This window comes from Anabaena sp. PCC 7108 (assembly GCF_000332135.1).
In the GTDB taxonomy this organism is placed as follows: domain Bacteria; phylum Cyanobacteriota; class Cyanobacteriia; order Cyanobacteriales; family Nostocaceae; genus Anabaena.
Genome location: NZ_KB235896.1, coordinates 4,209,955 through 4,235,249, shown reverse-complemented (window position 1 = coordinate 4,235,249; position 25,295 = coordinate 4,209,955). Strand labels below are relative to the sequence as shown.

Here is a 25,295-nt window from a genome sequence, read left to right as displayed (position 1 = left end):
AAAGCCTAAACCTTAAAGAGGAACAGAGAAACCTAAAGCAGCTTTTACTTGCATGAGAGTTTGATTAGCTATAGTTTCCGCTTTTTCTCTACCATCTCGCAAAACTGACTCTAAATAACCTTTATCTGCCATTACTTCCTGATATTTTTCTTGAATTGGTTTTAAAGCATTAATTGCTGTTTCTGTTAACAAAGGCTTGAATTGTCCCCAACCCATATCTGCACATTCAACCGCTACCTCTTCCTTGGTTTTTCCAGCCAGTAGGGTATAGAGAGTTAATAAATTATGACATTCTGGGCGTTCTGAATCATCAAAAGTTAAACCTCGCACCAAATCAGTTTTACAGCGTTTAATTTTCTTGGTAATCTCCTCTGGAGAGTCTAAAACATTAATTCTGCTTAATTCTGAAGGATCTGATTTTGACATTTTCCTTGTTCCATCTGTCAAACTCATCACCCTTGCACCTTCCTTTCTAATCAAAGGATCTGGTAATTTTAATACAGGTGCTTTTTTCGCAAATTGATGATTAAATCTGTTGACAATATCCCGCGTTAGTTCCAAATGTTGCTTTTGATCTTCACCCACTGGCACTTTATCCGCTTGATAAAGCAGAATATCTGCCGCCATTAGCACGGGATAATCTAACAAACCCACACCGACATTTTCACCTTGTTTAACGGCTTTTTCCTTAAACTGGATCATATCTTGCAACCAGTTTAGGGGAGTAATGCAATTTAGCAACCACGTGAGTTCACTGTGGGCGGAAACATGAGATTGGACAAAAATGCTAGAATGACTCAAATCAATACCACAGGCTAAATATAAAGCAGCAATCTTGTAAGTATCAGCCGCTAAAGTGGCGGGGTTATGCGGTACAGTAATGGCGTGTAAATCCACCACACAAAAGAAATTTTCATACTGGTCTTGAATTTCTACCCAGTTGCGAATCGCACCTAAATAGTTACCCAAATGTAAGTTACCAGTTGGTTGAACTCCCGACAGAACGCGCTGCTTACCCATAATTTTCAGTTAACGAAGCTAATACCCCGACTATGTTACAGCTATTTTCAGGTAAATAAACCACATTTTTTTCTCACGCTGAGGTGCAGAGAGAAATCAACAGCGTAGTTTAAATACATGAAAACTGCTGTATGAAACCTCGATATTAAGAGACTTTTTACACTTTCACCTGTCCCCTGTCACTTTCTATATAGAGGCGTTTCAGGCAAAATCTCTACATTCTTCTTAAGGGGTTTTTATTGATATTAACGCAACTCTAATAACAAGGTTTTTATCTTGGGTGTAGATAGCAATTTTTGAGCATCAGTAATTATGCTTTGACCCCAAAGACTCTTTCTCATACAATGAAAATCAGCAAAGTTTTTATCTAATTTTAATGCAGTTTCAGCTAATTTATAAGCCTGTTGTTGTTCTCCTTTAACATATAAAGCTACAGCTAAAGCTAAGGTAGCTTCAGCAGATTGATTGTTAATTTTGATGGCTTGTTGCCATTGTTTAATCGCTGTTTCTATCTCTCCTTGTTCATATTTAATGAAGGCTATATTATTGATAGCTGCTAAGTTGTTGACATCTTGAGCAACTGCTTGATTATAATTGGACATAGCATTGATACCGTTTCCTAGTGGATAATAGTTAATACATCTATTGGGGTAAGCATCCGTAAAATATTGATGATTTTTTTGTCTGATAGCGTAGCGTGGCGTAGCCATATCAGGATATCCACGATTTAAGGATTTACAGGAGGCGGGATAGTTGTGATGTTGATGGGATTTTAATTGTCTGATAGCGAAGCGTGGCGTAGCCATATCAGGATATCCAGGATTAAAGAATTTACAGGATGTTTGATAGTTGTGATATTGATGGGATTGTTGAGATTAATTTTTTCTATTATTATGTCAATTTTAAAACTGAATATATATAGGGTAAACATAGAAGACAACGTCAAAGTTCTAAATCGGTACAATATATGGTTTATCATTCCCTGAAATTGCCTGGTGACATAGCTGCTGAAAAAGATAAGAACTATTGTGACAGTAGCATTGTGACATTAACTTTGTCATTAGACGTAGCAAAAAATATTTTGTTCCTATGATTAATTTAACCGCTATAGTCTTAGCAGGAGGCAAAAGTTCTCGTATGGGAGAAGATAAAGCTTTAATTCCCATTCAGGGAATACCCTTATTACAAAGAGTTTGCAATGTTGCAAAAAGTTGCACCGATACCATATATATAGTCACACCTTGGCCAGAACGATATCAACACTTGCCGTTGCCTCAATGTGAATTTATACAAGAAACACCCACTGATACACAAGGACCCCTAGTAGGTTTTGCACAAGGACTGGAGAAAGTAAAAACAGAATGGGTATTATTATTAGCTTGCGACTTACCGAACTTGCAAGTTGAAGTGTTGCAAGATTGGGTGAAAAGACTAGATTTTGTAGAACAAGAAAATATTGCCTATTTAGTAAAAAATCCTCAAGGTTGGGAACCACTTTGTGGTTTTTATCGCAGTCGTTGTTTACTTCTACTATTAGATTTTATCAACCAAGGGGGACGCTCATTTCAACAGTGGCTAAAACTATATCCAGTAAAAGTTTTACCATTATCAGAACCTGATATCCTCTTTAACTGTAACACCCCAGAAGATGTACAGCAATTTATAGTTAATTAAGCCATAATAAAAACAAACTCATCTCGCGTCCCTCCGCGTTAAAAAACAATAATCATATTATGCCTTGGATATCATCTGCAATAGCACTCATCTTCACCCTCTTCTTATTCTCCTGTACCACAGCAACAACCCAAATACCACCACAAAAGTCAAACATAACATCAGCCACAAGAGTTGTTTCTCTTTCCTCTCTCGCAGCTGATATTATCTTGCAGTTAGATAAAAGTAAACTTGTCGGAATTACTGGTAGTAGCTTATTTAAAAATAACTCCAAATTTGAAAATATTCCCCGTATCAGCGAAGGTCAAAGTCCGCCAAATTTAGAAAAAATTGTTGCTTTAAAACCAGATTTAGTCATTGGTACAACTGGCTTTTCTGACGTACCGATTAAAAAACTTCAGCAGCTAGGAATACGCACTTTATCGACTCAAGTAAATAGCTGGAAATCTCTAGAAGAACTAACCAAAACACTTGCTAAGGAAATTGATATCGATCCAAAACCTTTATTAAATCGCTACAAAACCCTTTTACCTAATAACCTCACTCAAAATCCTTCTACTTTAATTTTAGTTAGTCGTCAACCAATTTTAACACCAAATAAAAACAGTTGGGCTGGTGATTTAATTGCCAGATTTGGGGCTAAAAATATAGCTGCCGAATTACAAGGTAACAGTCCCATTGGTGGGTATGTAACACTTTCAGCAGAGAAAGTTTTAGAGTCAAATCCAGAAGTTTTAATAGTCGTTAATGCCGAACCAACTTTATTAAATTCCTTAAAAAAAGAACCGTTTTGGCAGAAATTACAAGCTACTAAAAATAACAGAGTTTATGTTTTTGATTATTATGGATTGGTAAATCCAGGTAGTTTAGATGCGATTGAGAAAGCTTCTTGGCAATTGAAGAAAGCTTTATTAGTAAAATAATTAAAAGTTGGTAGTCAGGGCTTCAGCCCAGGGGAAACGCATCTAAATTATTCTCTGCTGTTGGTTCAATACGTATCATCCAAGGTACTTGTGCAAAAACTTCGTTCCATCCGGTAATAGGTACAATAACCTTTTATTCACCAACTGATACCTTTTAATTCTTGCGGAAATAATTGACGATTAGATAAACGATTTTCATCTATTGAATGGGCTGAAGACATTCGTGATCAATGCCAAAAAGCAGAAGTTGCATTTTTCTTTAAGCAAATTGGTGGTAGAACTTCTAAAGCTGGAGATAAGTTATTAGATGGTAGAATATGGGATGAAATGCCAGAAGCTTGGCAAGAACATCAAAAAAAATGGGGTCAATCTCCACGAAAATTAACAATTAAAAAAAGAAAATTTCCAACTTACTGCTTAGGTAGAAATGTAACTTTAACAGAATCTCCAAAGGTATTTTTTCTTCGTTCATTAATAGGTGGTTCTGTAGTACAAAACACAATTTTATTTAAAATAAATTTACAGTTAATAAAAAATAAAGTTTTCTTATGAAAGATAAAATGTTTGTGATAAAATTAATCTAGTTTTATCAACTTACCAAAATTTTTGATAATGGCGACAAAAAACTATGACTAATCTCTTACAACAAGCTTATGCTGTCGTCTCACGGCTACCTGAAGATGAACAGAATGAAATTGCTCAACTGATTTTCCAGCAATTAGCACAGCGTCAACAACTACTGCATCCAAAGAATATAGATTTTATGCAATTTGCTGGTATTGCCAGTGCTGAAGAAACTATACTTTTACAAAACCTCGAACATGAGATTGGAGAACAAAGATTACTAGACTTGCAAAGGCAAATTGAACTGTGAAAAAAGCCTTACTAGATACTAATATCCTCTCATATTTTCTGCGAGGTGAAACACAAGTTGTCAAAAAATTCCGTGAATATCAACAATTTCACAGTTATCTAACTTTTTCGGTTCTTACCTACTACGAAATCAAAAGTGGATTGCTGTACAAAGATGCTAGAAATCTTTTGCAGCAATTTGAAATTCTTGCCAATAGCAGCGAGATTTTACCTCTTGATATAGATACAGCTAATGTTGCCAGTATTATTTATAGAGATTTACGTCAGAGAGGTTTATTAATTACTCCCCTTGACTTACTGATTGGAGCATCAGCAATTAATAATAAATGCGTTTTAATCACTGCTAATATTAAACACTTTCAAAATATCCCTGATTTAGAATATGAAAATTGGGTAGCACCTTCCACGTCATGAATTTGTAGGTTGGGTAGAACGAAGTGAAACCCAACACCACCCACCAGGATATTATAATTAATGTTGGGTTTCCTTGCGTCAACCCAACCTACGGGGTAAAATCAAGTTTATAAAACATAACTTTATTGAAAGGATATTTATAGTATGGAATATCGCCGCGCCAAAGTGGCAGGAGGAACATACTTTTTTACAGTCGTGACAGAGAAAAGACAAAAAATATTATGTTTACCAAAAAATGTTTCTTTATTAAGAGATGCTTTTGGTTATGTAATGCAGAAATATCCATTTATTATAGATGCTGTTGTTATTTTACCTGATCATCTCCACTGTATTTGGACTTTACCAGAAAATGATCATGATTTTTCTACCCGTTGGCGTTTAATTAAAAGTTATTTTAGTTGTAAATGTGAAACTATTTCACCAGAAAATATATCTGTTTCTAGAAAAAATAAAAAACAACGGGCTATATGGCAATATCGTTTTTGGGAACATTTAATTAGAGATGAAATTGATTTTCAAAATCACGTTGAATATATTCATTATAATCCGGTGAAACATGGTTTGGTAACAGCACCAAAAGATTGGGAATATTCCAGTTTTCATCGGGCTGTGCGTCAAGGTATGTATGACATGATGTGGGGTGCAGGTGAGGAAATTATTTTTGATAATGATATTGGCAACGAGTAGGTTGGGTTGAATGAAGTGAAACCCAACATTAACCACAAGATACCAATGAGTGGTGTTGGGTTTTCTCAACCCAACCTACAGTTATTTACGCTGTAACCATTTCCGGCACTAAATTAGGGGATGTTGGTTCAAAATGTAATACCATAATTTGCTCTGGACGTAAACCAACAGATTCATAGGTTTGTCCATTGAGATCGCTAAATTCTACTTCAAAAGCAGCACCATCGGCTAATAATTCAACTATTGTACCAACTTGACCATGTAGCAAATTATATTCAAGTAAATCAACTGTGAGTGATACTACGTCTAGTAATTGGGGCATACTTTTAGTCATCTGGAATGGTATTTTCTTCTTCATATTGAGCTATTGCTTGTTCAATTATTTCATTACTCACATCTGTTAGATCAGATTTAGAATAAATTGTAGTGAGTATAATTCCTTGAGCATTTTTTAGATAAAAAATTACTCTATATCCTCCACTTTTTCCTTTTTGAATGTTACTATTTTTAATACGAACTTTGAAAACTTGATATTTAATTCCCGCAATTCTATCTCCAGGAGTTTCACCTGCTTGTAGTTGATCAATTAAAGGTTGAATATCACTACGAATGGAACGATAGCGTTTAGCCAGTTCTCGCAAATCTCTTTGAAAACGAGGAGTAAGAGTAATTTCAATTGGTAGTGGTTCATTATTATTCTGCATCTATCCCTTCCCACATTTGTGAAAGAGGTATAGTTTGTCCACTTAATGCTTCTTTTATTCCTTGATGAATACCTTCAATTACAATTTCTGTGGGTGTTTCTTCAAGAGATGAATTTTTCTCTAATTGGAAAATAGATTTTTGAATAAGTTCCAGTGCATAAGTTTCCACAGAAAGCCCTTGCTGTTGTGCTTTCTGTATTAAATACTGTTCTAATTCTGGTGGTAAGCTGAGGGTTAGTGTCATAAGTCTATTGTGAGTGACTTTATATATTGTAAACCTGCAAAAACAAAAAATTAACCACAAAATACCCATAACTGCTGTTGGGTTTCGTTTCTCAACCCAACCTACGATTTATAATTGATCAAACCTGCACACCTACATTTAGGCATGAAACTGTGACCGAAACTGGAAAATACAAAGATACCGTTAACCTCCCCAAGACTAACTTTGATATGCGGGCAAACGCAATCAAGCGCGAACCCGAAATCCAAAAATTCTGGGCAGAAAACAACATTTATTCTCGCTTATCTGAAGAAAACCCCGGCGAATTATTTATACTGCACGATGGTCCTCCCTATGCTAACGGCCAGTTGCATATTGGTCATGCCTTAAATAAGATTCTCAAAGATATTATTAACCGTTACCAACTCCTACAAGGTCGTAAAATTCGCTACGTTCCAGGTTGGGATTGTCACGGGTTGCCGATTGAGTTAAAAGTTCTGCAAAATATGAAACAGGCAGAACGGCAAAATCTCACACCTTTGCAATTGCGTCAAAAAGCGAAAGAGTTCGCACTGAAGACGGTTGATGAACAACGAGAAAGCTTTAAACGCTATGGGATTTGGGGTGATTGGGAAAATCCTTATTTAACGTTAAAACCAGAATACGAAGCCGCGCAAATTGGTGTATTTGGGGAAATGTTCCTCAAAGGTTACATCTATCGCGGTTTAAAGCCGGTGCATTGGAGTCCTAGTTCTAAAACGGCTTTAGCAGAAGCTGAGTTAGAATATCCTGAAGGTCACGTTTCTAGGAGTATTTACGCCGCTTTTCCGGTCGTGAAGGTTGCTGAAGGGTTAAAAGCTAGTTTAGATGGTTTCTTGCCTGAGTTGGGTGTGGCTGTGTGGACTACTACTCCTTGGACTATTCCCGGTAATTTGGCTGTGGCTGTGAATGGTGCGTTGGAATATGCGGTGGTGGAGGTCTCACGCAGAGACGCAGAGGCGCAAAGCGAATACAGATATTTGAGAGGATGCAGATATCTGATTGTTGCGGCTGAGTTGGTGGAACGGTTGGCTGCGGTTTTGGATTGTGAGTTAACGGTAAAGGCTAAATTCTCTGGTCAGGATTTGGAACATACTACTTACCGTCATCCTCTTTTTGACCGTGAAAGTCCGGTGGTGGTTGGTGGTGATTATATCACTACTGAGTCGGGGACTGGGTTGGTACATACTGCTCCTGGTCATGGTCAAGAGGATTATATTGTTGGTCAGCGTTACGGTTTGCCGATTCTTGCGCCTGTTGACGATAGTGGTAATTTCACAGATGAAGCTGGTAAATTTTCGGGCTTGAATGTTTTGGGCGATGGTAATCAAGCGATTATTGACGCTTTGAATGAGGTCGGTTCTCTGTTGAAGGAGGAAGCTTATCCTCATAAATATCCTTATGACTGGAGAACGAAAAAACCGACGATTTTCCGCGCGACTGAACAATGGTTTGCTTCTGTGGCTGGTTTTCGGGAAGATGCTTTAAAAGCGATCGCATCTGTGCGTTGGATTCCCGCACAAGGTGAGAATAGAATTACACCGATGGTTGCAGAACGTTCTGACTGGTGTATCTCTCGTCAGCGTTCTTGGGGTGTTCCCATTCCTGTTTTCTATGATGAGGAAACTGGGGAAGCGTTGCTGAATGCAGATACCATTAACCACGTTCAAGCTATCATTGCAGAGAAAGGTTCTGATGCTTGGTGGGAGTTGTCGGTGGAGGAGTTGTTACCTGAACCTTACCGCAGTAATGGACAAAATTACCGCAGAAGTACAGATACGATGGATGTATGGTTTGACTCTGGTTCGTCCTGGGCTGCTGTGGCAAAGCAAAGACCAGAATTAGGTTATCCCGTTGATATGTATTTGGAAGGTTCTGATCAACATCGAGGATGGTTTCAATCTTCTCTTTTAACCAGTGTTGCGGTTAATGGAATTGCACCCTATAAAACGGTTTTAACTCATGGTTTCGTCTTGGATGAAAATGGCCGAAAAATGAGTAAATCGGTGGGAAATGTGGTTGATCCCCAAGTTATTATTAACGGTGGTAGTAACCAAAAACAACAACCTGCTTATGGTGCGGATGTTTTGCGTTTGTGGGTTTCTTCGGTTGATTATTCTGGTGATGTGCGTCTGGGAAGTAACATCATTAAACAATTAGCTGATGTCAGAAATAAAATCCGCAATACTGCGCGGTTTTTGTTGGGTAGTTTGCATGATTTTGATCCTCAAAAAGATGCAGTTAATTTTGATGATTTGCCAGATTTAGATAAGTATATGTTGCACCGCATTCGTGAGGTGTTTAATGAGGTGACGGAAGCTTTTGATAGTTTCCAGTTTTTCCGCTTTTTCCAAACTGTGCAGAATTTCTGTGTTGTTGATTTGTCGAACTTTTATTTAGACGTTGCGAAAGATAGATTATATATCAGTGCTGCTGATAGTTTTCGTCGTCGCAGTTGTCAAACGGTTTTGCAAATTGCTTTGGAGAATTTAGCGAGAGCGATCGCACCTGTTTTGTGTCATACTGCGGAGGATATCTGGCAATTTATCCCCTACAAAACATCCTATAAATCAGTGTTTCAAGCTGGTTGGATCAAGGTGAGTGATGAATGGAATAATCCCGAATTAGCAGAATTTTGGAAAACACTGCGACGGATTCGTGGTGATGTTAATAAAGTTTTAGAACAAGCACGGACAGAAAAGCTGATTGGTTCTTCTCTAGAATCTATCGCTTTGATTTATCTCAGTGATGAAAAATTACGCGCTGCTATCGAACCGTTAAATGTTCGCGGTAAAGGAATTGATGAATTACGGTATTTATTCCTCACTTCCCAAGTGCAATTATTAGATACACCTGAGACATTAAAAGGATTAAAAACCCTGCGAGTTCAAGGTGAAGATAATTGGGATATTGGCGTAGTCAATGCTGCAGATTACGAGTCTGATGGGAAATCTTACCACAAATGCGATCGCTGTTGGAATTATTCTACCCATGTAGGTGAATCAGCAGAACATCCTTTACTCTGTGAAAGATGTATTCCCGCTTTAGCTGGGGAGTTTTAAAATAAAATAGATACTTGTAGGGGTTTAGCACTGCTAAACCCTTAGCAAAGAGTAAGTTTTCCGATTATACATAGGATGAAAATCAAAACTATGAATACACAAACAGCCGTGGTTACAGAAACCTTACCAATGGTGCTGAAAATGCAACCAGATATCATCATGACTGATGATCAATTTTTTGATTTCTGTAAATTAAACCGTGATTTTAGAATTGAACGTAACCATCTTGGCGATTTATTAATTATGTCACCTACAGGTTCAGAAACAGATGAACGAAATTTTAATTTAACTGGGCAATTATGGACATGAACAAAACAAGATGGTACAGGTGTAGGTTTTGGTTCTAGTGGTGGTTTTACCTTACCTAATGGTGCAATTCTTTCTCCTGATGCAGCATGGATCAAAAAAGTACGATGGGAAGCAATACCAGCAGAACAAAGAAAGAAATTTGCACCTATTTGTCCTGATTTTGTTGTGGAATTGCATTCCGAAACAGATAATTTAAAAACACTACAGGAAAAGATGCAAGAATATATAGAAAATGGTATTAAATTAGGTTGGTTAATTGATAGAAAACAACGAAAAGTATTTATTTATCGTCCTGGTAAAGTTGTGGCAGAATTAGATAAACCACAAACATTAAACGGTGAAGATATTTTACCCGAATTTATTTTAGATTTAAGTGAAATTTGGTAATAAATTTATAACATATCCCCGACTTTTGAGATTAATTGATAATTTACTGACAATATCAAAAAATAAGTCGGGGATCTATAGAAGTCATATTTGATTTTTGAAAAAAATTAGGTATTGTAGGGTGCGTCAGATATTACAAATCTGTTTATTAATAGAATTTATGGAGTCTGACGCACCCTACGTATCTTTTCATAAATCAAATATTATTCCTATATATTAGCTTTTACAATTTCTGCAACAATTCCTGAGTCAACTGCATAAATGCCTTAGCACCAGCAGAACCTGGACTCATTAAAGTTACCGGCATAAAACTATCAACAGCTTTGGCTACATTTACATCAACGGGAATTTGTGACTGACAAATAGTTTCTACACCAAAATCTTCAACAACTCGGTGCATTACTTGTTTATAATATCTACCAGTCAACAAATTAGTATTGCACATACTAAAGACAATTCCTAACATTTTGATATTGATTTTTGCTTCATGTTCATGACTATCTTTTAACTTAGCAATGCGTCTTTCTAATAATTGAATTCCCACCACAGATAACGGTTCTGGTTTAGCAGGAAGCAGATAAAAATCGCTAGTTGCCAAAGCACTACGAGTCATGAGATTATAACCAGGGGCGCAATCTAAAAGAATAAAATCATATTCATCACGTACTGGTTTTAAAATATCCCTAATTAGAACTCTTTCAAAACGATTCCAAATTGTTTCAAAATCTTGTTCACCCAAAGCAACTGCTTGATTATGCACCATTTCCGAAACGACAAATTCATCATATAAATCGATATCACCTGGCAACAAATCTAATCCGGGAAGATTGCAGACTTGAGATTGAATGATATCATGAATCGTCAATTTAGCATCAGGTTCTGGATTAATAACTTCATCTATCAAATATCTAAATGTCTTTCTTTGTTTGCGACGTTTAGCAAACTCTACTGGCGACATTAAGCTAAGTGTGGCGCTAATTTGACTATCTAAATCGAGAACAAGCACCTTTTTTGCGTGATTTTTCGCTAAACAAGTAGCTAAATTAACGGTGAGTGTAGTTTTGCCTACTCCACCTTTCATGTTTGCAGTTGCAATTACATATCCCATTTTTGACTTCCTCTGCTGACGCATTCCCATTTAGGTAGCGTACATATTATCTAATAGATTTTAACCTTCGCTAATTTAGTCTTTGGGAAGATGCGAAAATGTGCTTTTAGATATTATTTCTCATTTAGGTGGTTGATGCCCGACTTTGAGGAATGTACATAATTTGCGTATAAATACTAAGTTAATTAGCTTTTGACTACAAAACTTTAAGTAAACTTTATAAAGTTAAAAGTTCATGTTATGACACAATGAATCGTGTAGCTAAATTCTCATGATGATTACTGTTCCTTAGAGGTAAAACACGTTGCTTTTTAACCCTGCACTGTGCCGTAATGAAAGCGAAGTTGAAAGTAAACTCATAGTTCAATATTTGCTACCGCAATTAGGTTATACAGCTGATACATGGCATCAGGAAGTAGCCTTTGGTAGCATTCGCTTAGATTTTTTAGCATTTTCAGCACAAACTATTCCCTTTGTGTTAGATGTTAATTCACCGCTTAGTGTAGTAATGGAGGCAAAAAGCCCGAAGCAAAATTTAAATTATCATGTTTTACGACTTCGGCATTATTTAACGAGCTTAAATGTGCGCTATGGGTTGTTAACTAATGGTAAAGAAATCAGAATTTATGAAAAAGACGGGGTTGAAATTAAGTTAGTCTTTCAATGTGATGGTAATAATATTGAGGAAAATATCGAGGAAATTAGGGGGGTAATTGGTAGAGAAAGTCTGAAGAATAGGCAGTTTAAGAAACAGTTAGAAGTTCAAGTATCACAGTTAGAAACAAAAAAGGAGCATTCTATGAAGACAATCGCAATTTATCATCATAAAGGTGGAGTTGGTAAGACAACTGTTGCAGTAAATTTAGCAGCAGCATTGAGTAATCAAGGTAAAAAAGTTCTTTTAATTGATATAGATGCTCAAGCCAATACAACTTTTGCAACAGGATTAATAAAGTTTGAGTTTGAAGATGATGATGATTTAAAAGATCGCAATATTTTTCATTTGCTAATTGCAGGTGAAGATAAATCATTTTCTATACCTGATATTGTTCGTAAATCAAATGGTTTTAATTTAATAGAAATAGATGTTATACCTTCACATATTAGCTTAATAGAAAGACAATCCGAGTTAACTGTTAGGTCAGCTATAACTATACCTAGATTGGCAAAAAAATTGGCACTGGTAAATGATAAATATGATATTGTGATCATAGATACTCCACCATCATTAGATTTATATGCTTTAGTTTCCTTGACTGCTGCTGACTACTTAATTATTCCTTCAGATTTGAAACCATTTTCTAATCAAGGTTTGATAAGTGTAAAAAATTTCATCAAAACACAGATTAACGAGATTAAGGAAAATATGGGAAAACTGCCTATTCAAATTATGGGTGTTCTGCCATCAAAAATTTCTAGTAATGCTCAATATCTCAGACATTCATTCCCACGCCATAGAGATTTAATTCCAAAACGCTATGAACTTCCATTGATGGATAACATGATTACAGAAAGAACAGCGTTATCTCATTGTATTAACAAAAATTTAATTGTAGGCAATCTAGAAATACCTGATCCTAAATCAATTTTTGATTTTGCAAAATATGAATCATCAGCTAGTGCATCAGCTTTTGAATTTGAGTCTTTAGCTTTAGAAGTAATTAGAAAAATGGAGATATAGTCGTGAGCAAGTTTTCAATTGTGGAAATTGATGGTGTAACTTCAAATGTTCCTCGTTCTAACTTTGATGAAGCTGATTTAGATACTCTTGCTGATTCAATATTAGAGTCAGGAGGAATATTGAAACCATTGGTACTTAAAAAAATTGGTTTTGAAAAATATGAAGTAATTGATGGGCATTTTGAATACTATGCTGCTGTAAGAGCTAGAGAAAAAAATCCCAATAGGGGAGAAATTGTTAATGCCTTTATTATCCCTGCTGAAAAAGAAGATGCAGCACTAAATCAAGTAGCAATTCTTAAAGAAGGAGATACTGAAAAAATAGTCAACCCAATAGATGAAAAAACTGAAATTGGTAAATTACTTGATCAAAATAAACAAATTTATGCAATGCTCAAACAACTTATCTCTAATCCACCAGCAAATACACAAAAAGTAGATGTTGACGACAGACTAGAATCACTGGAAAACAAAATAGAACATCTTACATCAGTGGTAGAAACATTAACTATACTTGTTCAACAAGTTATAGATCTGCCAAAGCCGCAGAAATTAAATTTAGTAACAGCAACAGATGAAGAAATTGCAAATTATTTAACAAATGAGAATGTAAACCAGAAAGAAAGAAAAGCAGCATTAGAAGCAATTCGCTATTGGCGGAAACCGAATAAAACTTTAACTTGGGCAAATCTTAAAACATCAACCAAAAGTGGTGCTGAATATAGTATTAAAGGCTTTGGACCTGCTACTTACCAAAAACTCAAAGAGATTGCAGAAATAAGAACACAATAGTTAACCTCTTCTTCCTTCGTGTTCTTCGTGTCTTCGTGATTCATTTAAACCATATTTGGTGTTGAAAAAAGAAGCAACCAAAGTTATTTAATTATCAACAAAACCCGCCCAGAACTGAAGTTCCGGTCTAATAGCCAAAGTCCGTTAAAACGGACTAAATGAATTCTCAATAGTCGATTTTAACCGACTTTAGCTATTAGGCTCAGAATTCATTCTGAGACGGACTAGATGAGAATGAAATAACCCTTTGCGCCTTTGCGTAAAACATACCCCCGCACTTGGCGCAAAAATCAATCACTTTTTAGGAAACAAACAAATCAACTGAGACTCAGGAGAAGCTTTAGAATCAATAACTTTAATCTTATTTTCCCAACATAACTGTTGAATCAAACCATCTAGTTGTAACTTCTTCAATCCTGGAAAGTTATTACAAGCCTTTTTCAGCAAAACTTTTCTACTCAAACAATGCTGAGTTATGATTAGATTAAATATATAATCTTTGCTTTCCTTCCATACGTTTTTTTCATTCATAGGCTTAAACATAGTTGGTTCATTATTACCATTAGTTTGAGTTGCCAAATCATGAGCTTTTTTGACTACTCCTAACTCTTGTAATAAAAGACAATTATGCAAAATCTTAGTTGTATAAATCAAAGATTGCAAATTTTTTAAACTGATAATCTTACTACCAATTACCAAATCTCCTTCACGAGCATTTCTCACAAAATTATGATACGTAGCTAGATAATGAACAGAGTTTAAATCTGTTGTAATATAACGATGATGAGAACCAATAAAAATTTCTTTATAAAGTTTATAAGCCTGACTTTTGGGATTACCTAAAGATTCTCCACGAATTAGACTCAATTTCAAAGACGGATTTTTCTCAAGAGTTTTCCTACAAGCTTCCATGACATGAAAAAAACTAGTTATATTAGGATCTTCTGCCCAAACAACTCCCACTATTTCTGATTTATCCTGCAATTCATAACTTAGTGAATAACTAGCATACTTGGTTCTAATAAATAGGGGATTTGTAACTTTTTCGATTTGCAAAGCTAATAAAACTTCTTGGAGAAACTGAATTAATTCTGGAGATGATAATTGGCTAACTTGTGTAATTTGTTTCTGAATTTGTGAAAACTCTTCACGCCACTTTACTTTAAAATATGAGAGAAACTCTAAATACTCATCTTTTTTATTTTGATTTTTTTTAGACAAGCTAAAATGATCTGATTTATCATCTTTAGCTAACCATTCTTTGTAAGCTTTATATACGTTCCTAGCATAGATTAACACATCTCTGAGATTAGTTCTACCTGTCGTAAATGTGGTTTCTAACAATTGACGATTTAAAGGATATATAGGAGAAATAGGCTGAGTATCTGCCTGTTGATGTAGAGAGTGAAGTCTAGAACCTAAAAGCAATTCTGCTTGAGCCAAGCTAATATTTCTCAATTCTATTGTTTGATTAATAGTATCTTTATAGGATTGTTCAATTTGATATTTATTCTGTTCCCAGCTATGAGTTGAAATACTAATAATAATCAGACAGTTTTGATTTTCCTCTCGAATTTTGGCATTGACTTGGAATAAGATATCTAAATCTATTGAGCCATTTGGTAAACGAGCTATACTTTCTATTTGATCAAAACAAATTATGATTGGCTGAATATCAGCCATGATTTTACTAAAATTAGCTAGGTTTTCTCTTGCTGTTGTCTCTGTATTAATAGATTTTTCTACTCCTATTTTTTGCAAAGACTCTTCACTCAAGTTATCTCCCCGCAGATATTTGCCAGCTAAGTTATCAACTTCTAGATTATTTAATTCATACAAAACTCCAAAGAAAACATCAGGATCGTAAATATTAACTTGTTTATATATCTCTTTAAGTTTATTAATAAATTTTTGCTTATCACTTCGCCAAAAATCTAATCTAGTGTCTTTACTCACATCTTGCTTGATAGTCGATAACCACAGCAATAATACAGAGCTTTGATTGTTTTCTACAACTTGTACTAAACTATCAACTGTATAGCGCAGAATTCGCCGCCAAATGCTATCCCGTTGAGGAAAAGGAGGAATATGAACACAACACGCCTTATAATTTAATTGTCTTTTAAGTCTACTCAATAAGTAAGTTTTGCCAGAACCAGTATTACCATGAATTAGTACAGTTCTTGTTCGAGAATCTTGAGAAACTTGATTTAATAGTGTTTCAATTATGACAAATGCTTCCTGATGAATATAATCAATTGTCGATTCTGAATTATCTTGTTTATGCCAAAAATTTGTAGGGTAAATATTATCAAAAGGATTAGTATTCCTGAGAATAAGTTCATCAATCGATGCCATGATATTTCCCTTCACCGTAGTTTTCATGAAAGACAGTGGAATTCATGAGTTTTAGCTAATTTTGAGTGTTGACTAATTCCCACTTTGATTTATGTTTAAGTAATAGCCATTTGAAACTTGTTTAATAATGTCAAATGCACTGCTAATCAAGATTGATTCATAGTTTTCATACCCTAGAGCGTGTTTAGCTCAGTAAAATCTAAATTTACCCCCGTACTTGCTCAGTATAATCCTTGGGACGAATCTGACGAAAAATCTGTAAAGCTGACTTCCGTAAACTGATTGGTAGATAAGATAGCATCATACCCAACATGATTTTTTTATCACTCCCTAAAACCTGAGTTGATTGCTGTAAAAGCTTTCTTCCCTCGATGCTATCACCCTTTTCAATCAGTCTTAAACCTAAAGCTTGCTGGGTAATAGCTAATTTGTGCGATCGCATTTTCTCTAATTCTTGATCAGGAAATTTGTAACTATTTATACAAAAAACTTTGGCGGACAGAAAATGCAGATTTTGTTTTAAACTTGTTTGTCCACCATGAAAACGATATTCCATCAAAAACTCAGGTAAAAAATACCCTTGCTTACCTGCAATAGCCAATCTGACTAATAAATCAAAATCCTCACATCCATCAGCTTGGGGACGCATATAATCAACTTCCATCAAACAATCTCGACGGAACAAAGTTGAACCAACTTGCAAACTTTGCTTGATAAAAGTTTCCCTAATTAAATCAGGAATCAGCCCAGCTTCAAGTTTATCTTTTCCCCACTTACTAGAATTTTCTTTAGTTGCTGATTCAATTCTTTCGTTATTCTGATTAATAATCCAATGATTTGTACAAACAAAATCTACATTTGATGCTGCATCTAAAACAGCCACGGTTTTCTCTAGAAATTCGGGAGTAATTGCATCATCATCATCAAATTTGATAAAATAATCCCCACAAGCAGCTTTAAAACCAGAACGCATATTCCGACTACGGCCACCATTAACAGGTTGTCTGATATAGCGAATGCGTGGATCATCCCATTTACTGACTATTTCCGAAGTATTATCTGTAGAACCATCATCACAAATAATAATTTCAAAGTCTTTGTAAGTTTGAGATAAAACACTATTCACAGCGTAAGAAAGTAAATTAGCTCGGTTGTAAGTGGGAATGCAAACACTAACTTTAGGCATAATCTAAATCGGCAAACTGAGAGTAATTGTAGTATATTATGTTATGACTTTACTCGGTAATATCCTAAACTTCACGATTACGTTTATGAATATCTTAATGCTATCTTCCACCTTTCCCTATCCACCGACAAGGGGCGGAACCCAAGTCAGAACCTTTAATCTACTCAAATACCTCAGTCAAAGCCATAGTATCACCCTAGTCACTCAACGTGAGTCGGATGTGACAGATTCGGAAATAGCAGATTTACGGGATTGCGTAGATAACTTAGTCGTTTTTGAGCGTCCCCCAGATCCAAGAAGCACCGTAGGAATACCCAAGAAAATCCAGCGACTAGGAAAATTCTTGTTACAGGGAACACCTCCCAGTGTCCTCAACCGCTATTCAGTGGAAATGCAAACATGGGTAGACAACTTTGTTAAAGCAGGGAAATGTGATGTAATTACCTGTGAACACAGCGTCAATGAAATTTATATTCGTCCCTATTTTCAAAAGCAAGTAAAAACTATAGTTAATGTTCATAGTTCTGTTTATGGAACTTGTCTAAATCAGTTAGCAACTGGTACATCAGAAAATAAATTAAGAGACAAAGTTATATTACCATTATTGCGTCGTTATGAACAAAACTACTGTGACAAATTTTCTCACATTGTAGTTACCACAGCCGAAGATCAACAACAACTGCAACAGTTAAACAAAAATGCGGCAATTGCAGTTATTCCTAATGGTGTAGATTTAGTTACTTTTCCTAACCGTCTCGAAGATCCAGGGGGACATAGCATAATTTTTATCGGAGCAATGGATAATTTAGCAAATATAGACGCTGTTTGTTTTTTCAGTCATGAAGTATTACCAGAACTTCAAAAAAAATATCCAGAGACAACATTTAATATTGTTGGTTCTCGTCCTGCACCAGAAGTTTTAGAACTGAAAAATCAACCAGGAATTAATGTCACTGGACGTGTCCCCTCAATGGCAGCATATCTGCACAAATCTACTATCTGCGTTGTTCCTATGCGGACAGGATTTGGTATAAAAAATAAAACCCTAGAAGCTATGGCTGCGGGTATACCGATAGTAGCAAGCGATCGCGGTTTAGAAGGACTAAACGTAGATGGTCAAACAACGCCATTACGCGCACTTCGAGCAAATCAACCCGCAGAATATATAGCCGCTATTACTCAACTATTTGAACAGCCGGAACTCCGATTACAACTCTCTGCTAATGCTAGACAACTGGTACAAACAGAATTCACTTGGGAAATAGCCGGTCAACATTATGAACAAATTTGCTTACACAATAGACATCTCCAGAAAAAATTGTAGAGACCTTCCAGAGAAAATCTCTACAAAGATTCTAGGAAACGCAGATTTAATTTTCAGTGCTATGTCTAATCTGTGTCATTAATCTTGTAGGATTACTTATACCAATTTTATGTTCTGTCGTTATCCGCGTTTATCTGCGTGCATCCGCGTTCACTTATTCTATACAGCTTCATACTAATCTGGTATTAAATAGTTACAGTTACATCCAAAAACAGGATTTCAGAAATTCCCGGAGTCAAAATTTATGAGTAATTACATTCACTGTCCTCAAAACAGGGTTACACCCCTTTCAAATAGTCAGCAGATACCAGAATCCAAGTTGTGCGATTTTTGCTGGTACGAGTATTGCTTTTGTTGGTCACAATACTGTTTGAATGAGTGGTATGAAATGCAAACACAGCATAATCCTCAACAGTTTCAGGAAAAACCAGGCGATCGCCAATCTCAAGATTAGGCTAATAAGTATGTTTAAATATACATAATCCAAATTTAGTTTTCGCTCAATTAAATTACATTACCGTATATACGTTATATGTAACTTTAGCAATCAGCCATAACTAATACCAATTCTATGTGAAGCTTCGCCAAATTTATTTGGTAGAGACTTTCCATGGGTAGGGATTCTCGGCTCTACAACAACGACTAAATTGTATCTTCACCAAGAAACGGTATAACATCGTAGCTCTCCCTGACATCGCAGTAAGATTGTGTTTAAATCCGCGTTAATTCTTAACGAAATCACTCATGACTCCAACATTAGATTTCATCAAGTTTTCCCCCAAAACAGAGCCAAAAGCCACCGCTTTAATCGTTACCTTACATGGTTGGGGTGCAAATGCTCAAGACGTAGCATCTTTATTGCCTTATTTAGACTTACCTAGCTATGAATTTTTACTGCCCAATGCACCTTATACATACCCATATACTCCCATCGGTAGAGCTTGGTATGACCTGCGGGATGAAAACAAGTATGAGGGATTGACAGAAAGTCGGCAAATGCTCATAGATTGGTTACAATCCTTAGAAAGTAATACAGGAGTACCGTTATCGCGGACTATTTTGAGCGGGTTTTCTCAAGGTGGTGCTATGACCTTAGACGTAGGACTAAACTTACCCCTAGCTGGTTTAGTCGTTATGAGTGGATATTTACATCCGGGGATAGAAACCCTCAAAAAAAGTAGTTTTCCCCCCACATTAATCATGCATGGTAGACAAGATCAAGTTGTACCATTGCCAGCTGCCATCAAAGCCAAAACCGTTGCTGAATCCCTAGGAGTCGCAGTAGAATACCATGAATTTGACATGGGACATGAAATCAGTCCAGAAATGCTAGGAGTGCTAAGAAATTTCGTCTTGAACACAATTGGTTAGCCCAAGTTATCAATATTTTACAAATCAGGGTGTAAATCAGCAAAATTTTTACAAAATAGATGCCCGCTAATGAGTAATATAGATTGGGTGGAAGCTTTTCAAAGTAACTCCACCCAGGGCTGAAAGCAAACGCTGCAAAAGGGAGGGGCAACCATGATGACAACTCTAAGCATTTCCAAAACAGAAATTGCTGCCATGCAAGCAGCAGAGGTGGAAGATTTGGCTACGCGTCTGGAATTGGATAATTACAGTAATGCTTTTGAGGGTTTAAATGATTGGCATCTACTCAGAGCTATTGCGTTTCAGCGTCCAGAGTTAGTTGAGCCTTATATTCACCTCTTGGATTTAGAACCCTACGACGAAGCATAGAAATTTGAGATTTGTGATTGGGGTGACTGGTTAAAATTCAACATAATCGAAATAGAGTCAAAGATGCCAATCCAAAATCATTAAATTGGCTTTTGATTTATGTAGGCGGCTCTATAGCCGCCTATCAATTCTGTGCATTTGTTATGGTAATCTCAGTAAAATTGCAAAGTAAATGTAGTAATAGACATCTCTAAAAAAAATCTAGAGCCGAGAATCCCTACCCATGTAACGACTCTACAAGGGTTCTGAAAAACGTATATTTAATTTATGGAGATGTCTAATGTTCAAGTATCTACCCAATTGCAGATATACTAAATGATGAGTAAATCGGCTTTTACTCATGCTTTTTGATGCATATAAAAAACGGACTAAAAAGTAACTGATAACTATATTCTGCTACACTAAAGACAACCCATAACAAAATACACTAGAAAGCTAAATTTCAAGTTAAATTTTCTAGCTTTGTATTTAATCAGTTTATATGAACTCCGACCATCCTTCTGAGTCGTTGCCCTCCAATTCTGCTGCTGTTGAAGGAGCGATGCCAAAGGAGCAGGATACAAGCAATGTATTATTTCCTATAGTTGGGATTGCCGCATCTGCGGGGGGATTAGAAGCATTTACCCAATTATTAGAGCATTTACCCATCGATACTGGCATGGCATTTGTGCTGATTCAGCACTTAGACCCCAGTCAAAAGAGTTTGCTAACTGAGATTCTCACTAAAAAAACTCAGATGCCAGTCCAGGAAGCGGAAGATGGGATCATCGTCGAACCAAACCAGGTGTACACCATTCCACCCAATACAAAAATGACTCTGGAACGGGGGGTGCTACGACTGATCAGCCGTAAGAAAATTCTTGGTAGGTATATGCCTGCCGATGCTTTCTTTAGTTCATTGGCAGCCGAGCAAGGAAACAAAGCAATTGGTGTAGTTCTATCTGGTAGCAATGCAGACGGCTCCCTGGGATTAGGAGAGATTAAAGCGGCTGGTGGCATTACCTTTGCCCAGAATGAAGTCTCCGCACAATTCACCGAGATGCCAAATAATGCGATCGCCACAGGCTATGTAGATTTTATCCTGCCACCATCACAAATAGCTGAGGAATTGGCACAAATTGCCCATCATCCTCATGTGGCTGGTTTAACTAAGCCAGAAACAATTGAGCCACTGTCTGAAATTCCAGAAGCCCTGCCCACAATCTTTGCTTTGCTGCACTCAGCCACAGGAGTTGACTTCACCCACTACAAGCAAACTACCATTAATCGGCGGATTGCTCGGCGGATGGTGTTGTATAAATTAGAGCAGATGGCGGCTTACGTTCGGTATCTCCAAGAAAATCCAGCAGAAATATATGCCTTATACCAAGAAATTCTGATTGGTGTCACCAGTTTTTTCCGTGATCCTGAAGTTTATCAAGGATTGAAAGAGCGAGTATTTCCGACAATCACTAAGGGCAAATCCAATGACTTACCCATTCGGATTTGGGTACCAGGATGTGCCACAGGTGAGGAGGTTTATTCCATTGCTATTTGTCTGCTAGAGTTTTTGGAGAATGTGATCCCCAAACCTGCGATCCAAATTTTTGCTACAGACATTAACGAGACTGCCATTGAAAAAGCTCGGTTAGGTATTTACAAGCAAAGCCAACTAGTTAATGTTTCATCAGAACAACTTAGACGCTTTTTTACTTCAGTAGAAGGTGGCTATAAAATCAGTAAAACAATTCGTGAACAATGCGTGTTTGCCAGACAAAACTTAATTGGTGAACCGCCTTTTTCTAATCTAGATTTAATTAGTTGTCGAAATGTACTGATTTATTTTGAATCTGTTTTGCAAAAGCGGGTAATGCAGATTTTTTATTATGCTCTTAAGCCGACCGGGTTTCTGATGTTAGGAACCTCGGAGAGTACAGGAGAATTCTCAGATTTATTCCCTGTAGTCGATAGAAAATACAATATTTACTCCCGAAAATTGGTATCTGTGCGCCCGCAACTAGATTTTTCTACCAGTAACTATCCCATAGCCAGACAAGATTCTCACAAGCAAATCAGCGAAAAGAGCGGGGAGGCTGTTGACTTACAAAAACTGGCTGACCAGATTGTCTTGAATCTCTATGCACCAGTTGGGGTATTAATTAACGACAGAATAGACATTCTCCAATTCCGGGGAGATACCAGTCCCTATTTGAGACCAGCCCCTGGACAACCTAGCTTCAACCTGCTGAAAATGGCACGCAAAGGGCTGCTAGAAGAGTTGCGGACTGGAATTTTGCAAGCGAAAAGACAGAATATTTCTGTCAGAAAAGAAAATTTACATATTGAAGGCAGCGAACCGAATCAAAAACTTAATGTTGAAGTGATTCCCTTCCAGGCTGATGAGGGAGAAACTTACTACTTTTTGGTTTTATTTGAGGATGTATCTGAATTAGCACATCAACCTAGCCCAGTCAATCCTAAAAAAAATATCGAACAGCTAGATATAGCGCCAGAAATACTCCGACTTCGAGAAGAACTAGTAGCCACTAAACAAGAACTAGCTGCAACTCAAGAGTATTTGCAATTAATTACCCATGAGCATGAAGCCATTACTCAAGACTTGAAAGTCGCAAATGAAGAAATATTATCTAGCAACGAAGAACTCCAAAGCACTAACGAAGAATTACAAACAGCTAAAGAAGAGATTCAAGCAACTAACGAAGAACTTTATACAACCAACCAAGAACTACATAGTCGAAATCTGGAGTTACACTATGTCAACAATGATTTGTTGAATTTGATCAGCAGTGTTAATATTCCCATCATTATCCTGACCAGCGATTTGCGAATTCGCCGCTTTACACCTGTGGCACAAAGGTTACTGAATCTTATTCCCACAGATATAGGGAGGCCACTTAGTGATATCCGTTCTACAATTGATCTTCCTAACTTAGAGTCATTGCTGCAAGAAGTGATGGATAGCCTCAATGTCCAAGAGCTAGAAGTACAAGACCAGCAGGGATATTGGTACAATCTCCGCATTCGACCTTACCGGACTACAGAAAATAAAATTGATGGTGTGGTGATGGTATTCGTGGATATTAATGCCCTTAAGCACACCGCCCAGCAGCTGGAACAAGCCCGTAATTATGCTGAAGCTATTGTGGAGACTGTTCCAGAACCTTTGTTGGTACTTGATTCTGGTTTACGTGTTGTTACAGCAAATCAAGCCTTTTATCGAATTTTCCAAGTTTCATCACCAGAAATAGAGCAGCAATTGATTTTTGAGCTAGGAAAAGGTGAGTGGAATATTCCCCATCTCATCACCTGTCTAGAAGAAATTTTTCTTAATAAGATTCATCTGCAAGAATTTGAGATCACGGCTGTTTTCGATAAAATTGGGTATAAAGTTTTGTTACTCAATGGTTGTCAAATTCTTCAAGAAAAAAATGAGCCGATGGTTCTGCTGGCAATTCGGGATATTACGCAGCAGAGACAATTGGAAGCAGAACGTAGCCGGTTATTGTCTTATGAGCAGTCAGCCAGACTGGAAGCAGAGGCATCTAACCTCGCCAAGGATGAGTTTTTATCAATTCTCTCCCATGAACTTCGCAACCCCCTCCATGCCATACTGGGATGGTCTCAGTTGCTTCGGAAGAAGAATCTTGAGCCAGAGCAAATTGCCCGCGGACTGGAAGTACTGGAACGCAGTGCCAAGGCACAAACTCAATTGATTGAAGATCTCCTTGATATCTCGCGGATTACAACTGGCAAACTGAGTCTCAACAATCATCTCATTGATCTACAATCTGTAATTGAAGCAGCTTTAGAAGTTGTCCGTTTATCGGCAGATGCTAAAAATATTCAGATTCAATCCCATCTGCAACCAGCAATAGGAAAAGTCCTAGGTGATGTAGATCGGTTGCAACAGGTAATCTGGAATTTGCTGTCTAATGCTATTAAGTTTACTCCACCAGGGGGAATGGTAGAAATCTCTTTAGAGCGTGTTGATTCCCAAGCTCAAATTCGAGTTAGTGATACAGGTATTGGCATACCTAGTGAGTTTCTGCCTTATGTCTTTGAACGCTTTCGCCAAGCTGACAGTAGCAAAACTCGCGTTCATGAAGGACTTGGGCTAGGACTTTCAATTGTCCGTCATTTGGTTGAACTTCACGGCGGTACAGTCCAGGCAGAAAGTTCAGGTGAGGGGCTAGGGACAACCATAATCATCCAGTTGCCTCTCTCTTCTACTGTCAAAGAGCCTTTGCTGCCTAGTAATTCACAAAGAGAAGAGGATTTAGCAGAGTTTGTAGAATCACCCGTTGATCATCTCCCGTCACTGAAGGATTTGCATATTCTGGTTGTGGATGACGAGGAAGATATCCGTGAGTTATTGATGACTGCACTTGTAACCTATGATGCTGAGGTGACAACGGCGGCATCCGCTGACGAAGCAATTGCAATCTTGACGACTAACCCAGGTATGTATAATGTGCTTCTATCCGATATCGGGATGCCAGACCAAGATGGCTTTAGTCTGATCCAGCGAGTGCGATCGCTTGATGCTAAACTTGGGCGAGAAATTCCTGCTGCTGCCCTGACAGGCTATGTGAGTGATGATGAAATCCAACAGGTTCACTTAGCAGGTTTCCAAATGCACTGTGCTAAACCTATCGAGTTAGATCAACTAGTACTAATGGTTGCCAACCTAGCTGGAAGAACCGCAAATAAATAATTAGGGTTTGCTGAATAAGGGGATGATTGAGGCTGACGCGGGGACGCGGGGACAGGGGGACGCGGTGATTACATATTG

General features: G+C 37.1%; 22 protein-coding genes and 2 pseudogenes. 16 read left to right on the top strand and 8 right to left on the bottom strand.

Features of this window, described 5'->3' with window-relative positions; translation table 11 throughout:
• Positions 1 to 12: 12 nt before the first annotated feature.
• Both trpS and ANA7108_RS28295 read right to left on the bottom strand, forming a co-directional pair.
• Complete coding sequence (trpS, locus tag ANA7108_RS0119870) at positions 13 to 1,020, bottom strand: tryptophan--tRNA ligase (protein WP_016952576.1); 1,008 nt, start codon at positions 1,018 to 1,020, stop codon at positions 13 to 15.
• A 245-nt stretch (positions 1,021 to 1,265) separates the two neighbouring features.
• Positions 1,266 to 1,826 carry a tetratricopeptide repeat protein gene (locus ANA7108_RS28295; protein ID WP_016952575.1) on the bottom strand — a complete coding sequence of 187 codons (561 nt, stop codon included), beginning with the start codon at positions 1,824 to 1,826 and terminating at the stop codon, positions 1,266 to 1,268.
• A gap of 283 nt (positions 1,827 to 2,109) precedes the next feature.
• Here ANA7108_RS28295 and ANA7108_RS0119860 point away from each other — a divergent pair, with 283 nt between their 5' ends.
• From ANA7108_RS0119860 to ANA7108_RS0119830, 7 genes and pseudogenes are all read left to right on the top strand, one after another.
• Positions 2,110 to 2,694, top strand: coding sequence for a molybdenum cofactor guanylyltransferase (locus ANA7108_RS0119860; protein ID WP_016952574.1), 585 nt, complete (start codon positions 2,110 to 2,112; stop codon positions 2,692 to 2,694).
• A gap of 59 nt (positions 2,695 to 2,753) precedes the next feature.
• Positions 2,754 to 3,617: an ABC transporter substrate-binding protein gene (locus tag ANA7108_RS0119850; RefSeq protein ID WP_042490566.1), complete on the top strand. Its 864-nt coding sequence runs from the start codon at positions 2,754 to 2,756 to the stop codon at positions 3,615 to 3,617.
• A 201-nt stretch (positions 3,618 to 3,818) separates the two neighbouring features.
• Positions 3,819 to 3,890, top strand: a pseudogene (locus ANA7108_RS31415) (DUF5131 family protein); the annotation flags it as partial.
• A 54-nt stretch (positions 3,891 to 3,944) separates the two neighbouring features.
• Entirely contained in the window at positions 3,945 to 4,169 is a 225-nt protein-coding gene (locus ANA7108_RS31035) for a hypothetical protein (RefSeq protein WP_016952571.1), read from the top strand.
• A 76-nt stretch (positions 4,170 to 4,245) separates the two neighbouring features.
• Positions 4,246 to 4,491, top strand: coding sequence for a hypothetical protein (locus ANA7108_RS0119840; RefSeq protein ID WP_016952570.1), 246 nt, complete (start codon positions 4,246 to 4,248; stop codon positions 4,489 to 4,491).
• Positions 4,488 to 4,904 (top strand): type II toxin-antitoxin system VapC family toxin, encoded by a 417-nt coding sequence (locus ANA7108_RS0119835; protein WP_016952569.1) that lies wholly within the window; start codon positions 4,488 to 4,490, stop codon positions 4,902 to 4,904. The genes ANA7108_RS0119840 and ANA7108_RS0119835 overlap by 4 nt, the downstream gene beginning before the upstream one ends.
• A 144-nt stretch (positions 4,905 to 5,048) precedes the next feature.
• On the top strand, positions 5,049 to 5,591 hold the full coding sequence (locus ANA7108_RS0119830; RefSeq protein ID WP_016952568.1) for a transposase: 543 nt from the start codon (positions 5,049 to 5,051) through the stop codon (positions 5,589 to 5,591).
• A gap of 85 nt (positions 5,592 to 5,676) precedes the next feature.
• Here the strand turns inward: ANA7108_RS0119830 and ANA7108_RS0119825 are convergent, their stop codons facing one another.
• The 3 genes from ANA7108_RS0119825 to ANA7108_RS27720 are packed head-to-tail and all read right to left on the bottom strand — an operon-like array spanning position 5,677 to position 6,539.
• The gene (locus tag ANA7108_RS0119825; protein WP_016952567.1) at positions 5,677 to 5,925 is read right to left on the bottom strand and encodes a DUF4926 domain-containing protein; all 249 of its coding nucleotides are present in this window, start codon (positions 5,923 to 5,925) and stop codon (positions 5,677 to 5,679) included.
• Entirely contained in the window at positions 5,918 to 6,295 is a 378-nt protein-coding gene (locus ANA7108_RS0119820; protein WP_016952566.1) for a type II toxin-antitoxin system RelE/ParE family toxin, read from the bottom strand. The genes ANA7108_RS0119825 and ANA7108_RS0119820 overlap by 8 nt, the downstream gene beginning before the upstream one ends.
• Positions 6,285 to 6,539 carry a hypothetical protein gene (locus ANA7108_RS27720; RefSeq protein ID WP_016952565.1) on the bottom strand — a complete coding sequence of 85 codons (255 nt, stop codon included), beginning with the start codon at positions 6,537 to 6,539 and terminating at the stop codon, positions 6,285 to 6,287. Before ANA7108_RS27720 ends, ANA7108_RS0119820 begins: the two co-directional genes overlap by 11 nt.
• Before the next feature lie 152 nt (positions 6,540 to 6,691).
• Between ANA7108_RS27720 and ileS the strand changes: the two genes are divergently transcribed.
• Both ileS and ANA7108_RS27715 read left to right on the top strand, forming a co-directional pair.
• Positions 6,692 to 9,619, top strand: a complete 2,928-nt coding sequence (gene ileS, locus ANA7108_RS0119810; protein ID WP_026104324.1) for an isoleucine--tRNA ligase — start codon at positions 6,692 to 6,694, stop codon at positions 9,617 to 9,619.
• A 90-nt stretch (positions 9,620 to 9,709) separates the two neighbouring features.
• A pseudogene (locus ANA7108_RS27715) lies at positions 9,710 to 10,315 on the top strand (Uma2 family endonuclease).
• A gap of 223 nt (positions 10,316 to 10,538) precedes the next feature.
• Here ANA7108_RS27715 and ANA7108_RS0119800 read toward each other — a convergent pair.
• Complete coding sequence (locus tag ANA7108_RS0119800; protein ID WP_016952561.1) at positions 10,539 to 11,423, bottom strand: ParA family protein; 885 nt, start codon at positions 11,421 to 11,423, stop codon at positions 10,539 to 10,541.
• Positions 11,424 to 11,727: 304 nt separating this feature from the next.
• Between ANA7108_RS0119800 and ANA7108_RS0119795 the strand changes: the two genes are divergently transcribed.
• The gene (locus tag ANA7108_RS0119795; protein ID WP_016952560.1) at positions 11,728 to 13,104 is read left to right on the top strand and encodes an AAA family ATPase; all 1,377 of its coding nucleotides are present in this window, start codon (positions 11,728 to 11,730) and stop codon (positions 13,102 to 13,104) included.
• Between the two features lie 20 nt (positions 13,105 to 13,124).
• Positions 13,125 to 13,895: a ParB N-terminal domain-containing protein gene (locus ANA7108_RS28290; RefSeq protein ID WP_237741530.1), complete on the top strand. Its 771-nt coding sequence runs from the start codon at positions 13,125 to 13,127 to the stop codon at positions 13,893 to 13,895.
• 294 nt (positions 13,896 to 14,189) lie between these two features.
• Here ANA7108_RS28290 and ANA7108_RS0119785 read toward each other — a convergent pair whose 3' ends face one another.
• Positions 14,190 to 16,253, bottom strand: a complete 2,064-nt coding sequence (locus ANA7108_RS0119785) for an ATP-binding protein (RefSeq protein ID WP_016952558.1) — start codon at positions 16,251 to 16,253, stop codon at positions 14,190 to 14,192.
• A gap of 205 nt (positions 16,254 to 16,458) precedes the next feature.
• Entirely contained in the window at positions 16,459 to 17,439 is a 981-nt protein-coding gene (locus tag ANA7108_RS0119780; protein WP_016952557.1) for a glycosyltransferase family 2 protein, read from the bottom strand.
• Positions 17,440 to 17,524: 85 nt separating this feature from the next.
• Here ANA7108_RS0119780 and ANA7108_RS0119775 point away from each other — a divergent pair, with 85 nt between their 5' ends.
• From ANA7108_RS0119775 to ANA7108_RS0119760, 5 genes are all read left to right on the top strand, one after another.
• Positions 17,525 to 18,763 (top strand): glycosyltransferase family 4 protein, encoded by a 1,239-nt coding sequence (locus tag ANA7108_RS0119775; RefSeq protein ID WP_026104323.1) that lies wholly within the window; start codon positions 17,525 to 17,527, stop codon positions 18,761 to 18,763.
• Between the two features lie 244 nt (positions 18,764 to 19,007).
• A complete protein-coding gene (locus ANA7108_RS29815; RefSeq protein WP_144052406.1) occupies positions 19,008 to 19,217 on the top strand; it encodes a hypothetical protein in 210 nt (69 codons plus the stop codon).
• Positions 19,218 to 19,507: 290 nt separating this feature from the next.
• Entirely contained in the window at positions 19,508 to 20,134 is a 627-nt protein-coding gene (locus ANA7108_RS0119770; RefSeq protein ID WP_016952555.1) for an alpha/beta hydrolase, read from the top strand.
• 156 nt (positions 20,135 to 20,290) lie between these two features.
• Positions 20,291 to 20,503 (top strand): DUF2555 domain-containing protein, encoded by a 213-nt coding sequence (locus ANA7108_RS0119765; protein ID WP_016952554.1) that lies wholly within the window; start codon positions 20,291 to 20,293, stop codon positions 20,501 to 20,503.
• Between the two features lie 481 nt (positions 20,504 to 20,984).
• A complete protein-coding gene (locus ANA7108_RS0119760) occupies positions 20,985 to 25,217 on the top strand; it encodes a chemotaxis protein CheB (protein WP_016952553.1) in 4,233 nt (1,410 codons plus the stop codon).
• The last annotated feature ends 78 nt before the right edge of the window (positions 25,218 to 25,295 follow it).

Coding starts and splice junctions, on each gene's coding strand:
- ANA7108_RS27720 (WP_016952565.1), bottom strand. CDS start 6,539: ATGACACTAACCCTCAGCTTACCACCAGAATTAGAACAGTATTTAATA.
- ANA7108_RS0119785 (WP_016952558.1), bottom strand. CDS start 16,253: ATGGCATCGATTGATGAACTTATTCTCAGGAATACTAATCCTTTTGAT.
- ANA7108_RS28295 (WP_016952575.1), bottom strand. CDS start 1,826: ATGGCTACGCCACGCTTCGCTATCAGACAATTAAAATCCCATCAACAT.
- ANA7108_RS0119780 (WP_016952557.1), bottom strand. CDS start 17,439: ATGCCTAAAGTTAGTGTTTGCATTCCCACTTACAACCGAGCTAATTTA.
- trpS (WP_016952576.1), bottom strand. CDS start 1,020: ATGGGTAAGCAGCGCGTTCTGTCGGGAGTTCAACCAACTGGTAACTTA.
- ANA7108_RS0119860 (WP_016952574.1), top strand. CDS start 2,110: ATGATTAATTTAACCGCTATAGTCTTAGCAGGAGGCAAAAGTTCTCGT.
- ANA7108_RS0119770 (WP_016952555.1), top strand. CDS start 19,508: ATGACTCCAACATTAGATTTCATCAAGTTTTCCCCCAAAACAGAGCCA.
- ANA7108_RS0119840 (WP_016952570.1), top strand. CDS start 4,246: ATGACTAATCTCTTACAACAAGCTTATGCTGTCGTCTCACGGCTACCT.
- ANA7108_RS0119850 (WP_042490566.1), top strand. CDS start 2,754: ATGCCTTGGATATCATCTGCAATAGCACTCATCTTCACCCTCTTCTTA.
- ANA7108_RS0119830 (WP_016952568.1), top strand. CDS start 5,049: ATGGAATATCGCCGCGCCAAAGTGGCAGGAGGAACATACTTTTTTACA.
- ANA7108_RS0119760 (WP_016952553.1), top strand. CDS start 20,985: ATGAACTCCGACCATCCTTCTGAGTCGTTGCCCTCCAATTCTGCTGCT.
- ANA7108_RS31035 (WP_016952571.1), top strand. CDS start 3,945: ATGCCAGAAGCTTGGCAAGAACATCAAAAAAAATGGGGTCAATCTCCA.
- ANA7108_RS0119825 (WP_016952567.1), bottom strand. CDS start 5,925: ATGACTAAAAGTATGCCCCAATTACTAGACGTAGTATCACTCACAGTT.
- ANA7108_RS29815 (WP_144052406.1), top strand. CDS start 19,008: ATGAGTAATTACATTCACTGTCCTCAAAACAGGGTTACACCCCTTTCA.
- ANA7108_RS0119820 (WP_016952566.1), bottom strand. CDS start 6,295: ATGCAGAATAATAATGAACCACTACCAATTGAAATTACTCTTACTCCT.
- ANA7108_RS0119775 (WP_026104323.1), top strand. CDS start 17,525: ATGAATATCTTAATGCTATCTTCCACCTTTCCCTATCCACCGACAAGG.
- ANA7108_RS0119800 (WP_016952561.1), bottom strand. CDS start 11,423: ATGGGATATGTAATTGCAACTGCAAACATGAAAGGTGGAGTAGGCAAA.
- ANA7108_RS0119765 (WP_016952554.1), top strand. CDS start 20,291: ATGACAACTCTAAGCATTTCCAAAACAGAAATTGCTGCCATGCAAGCA.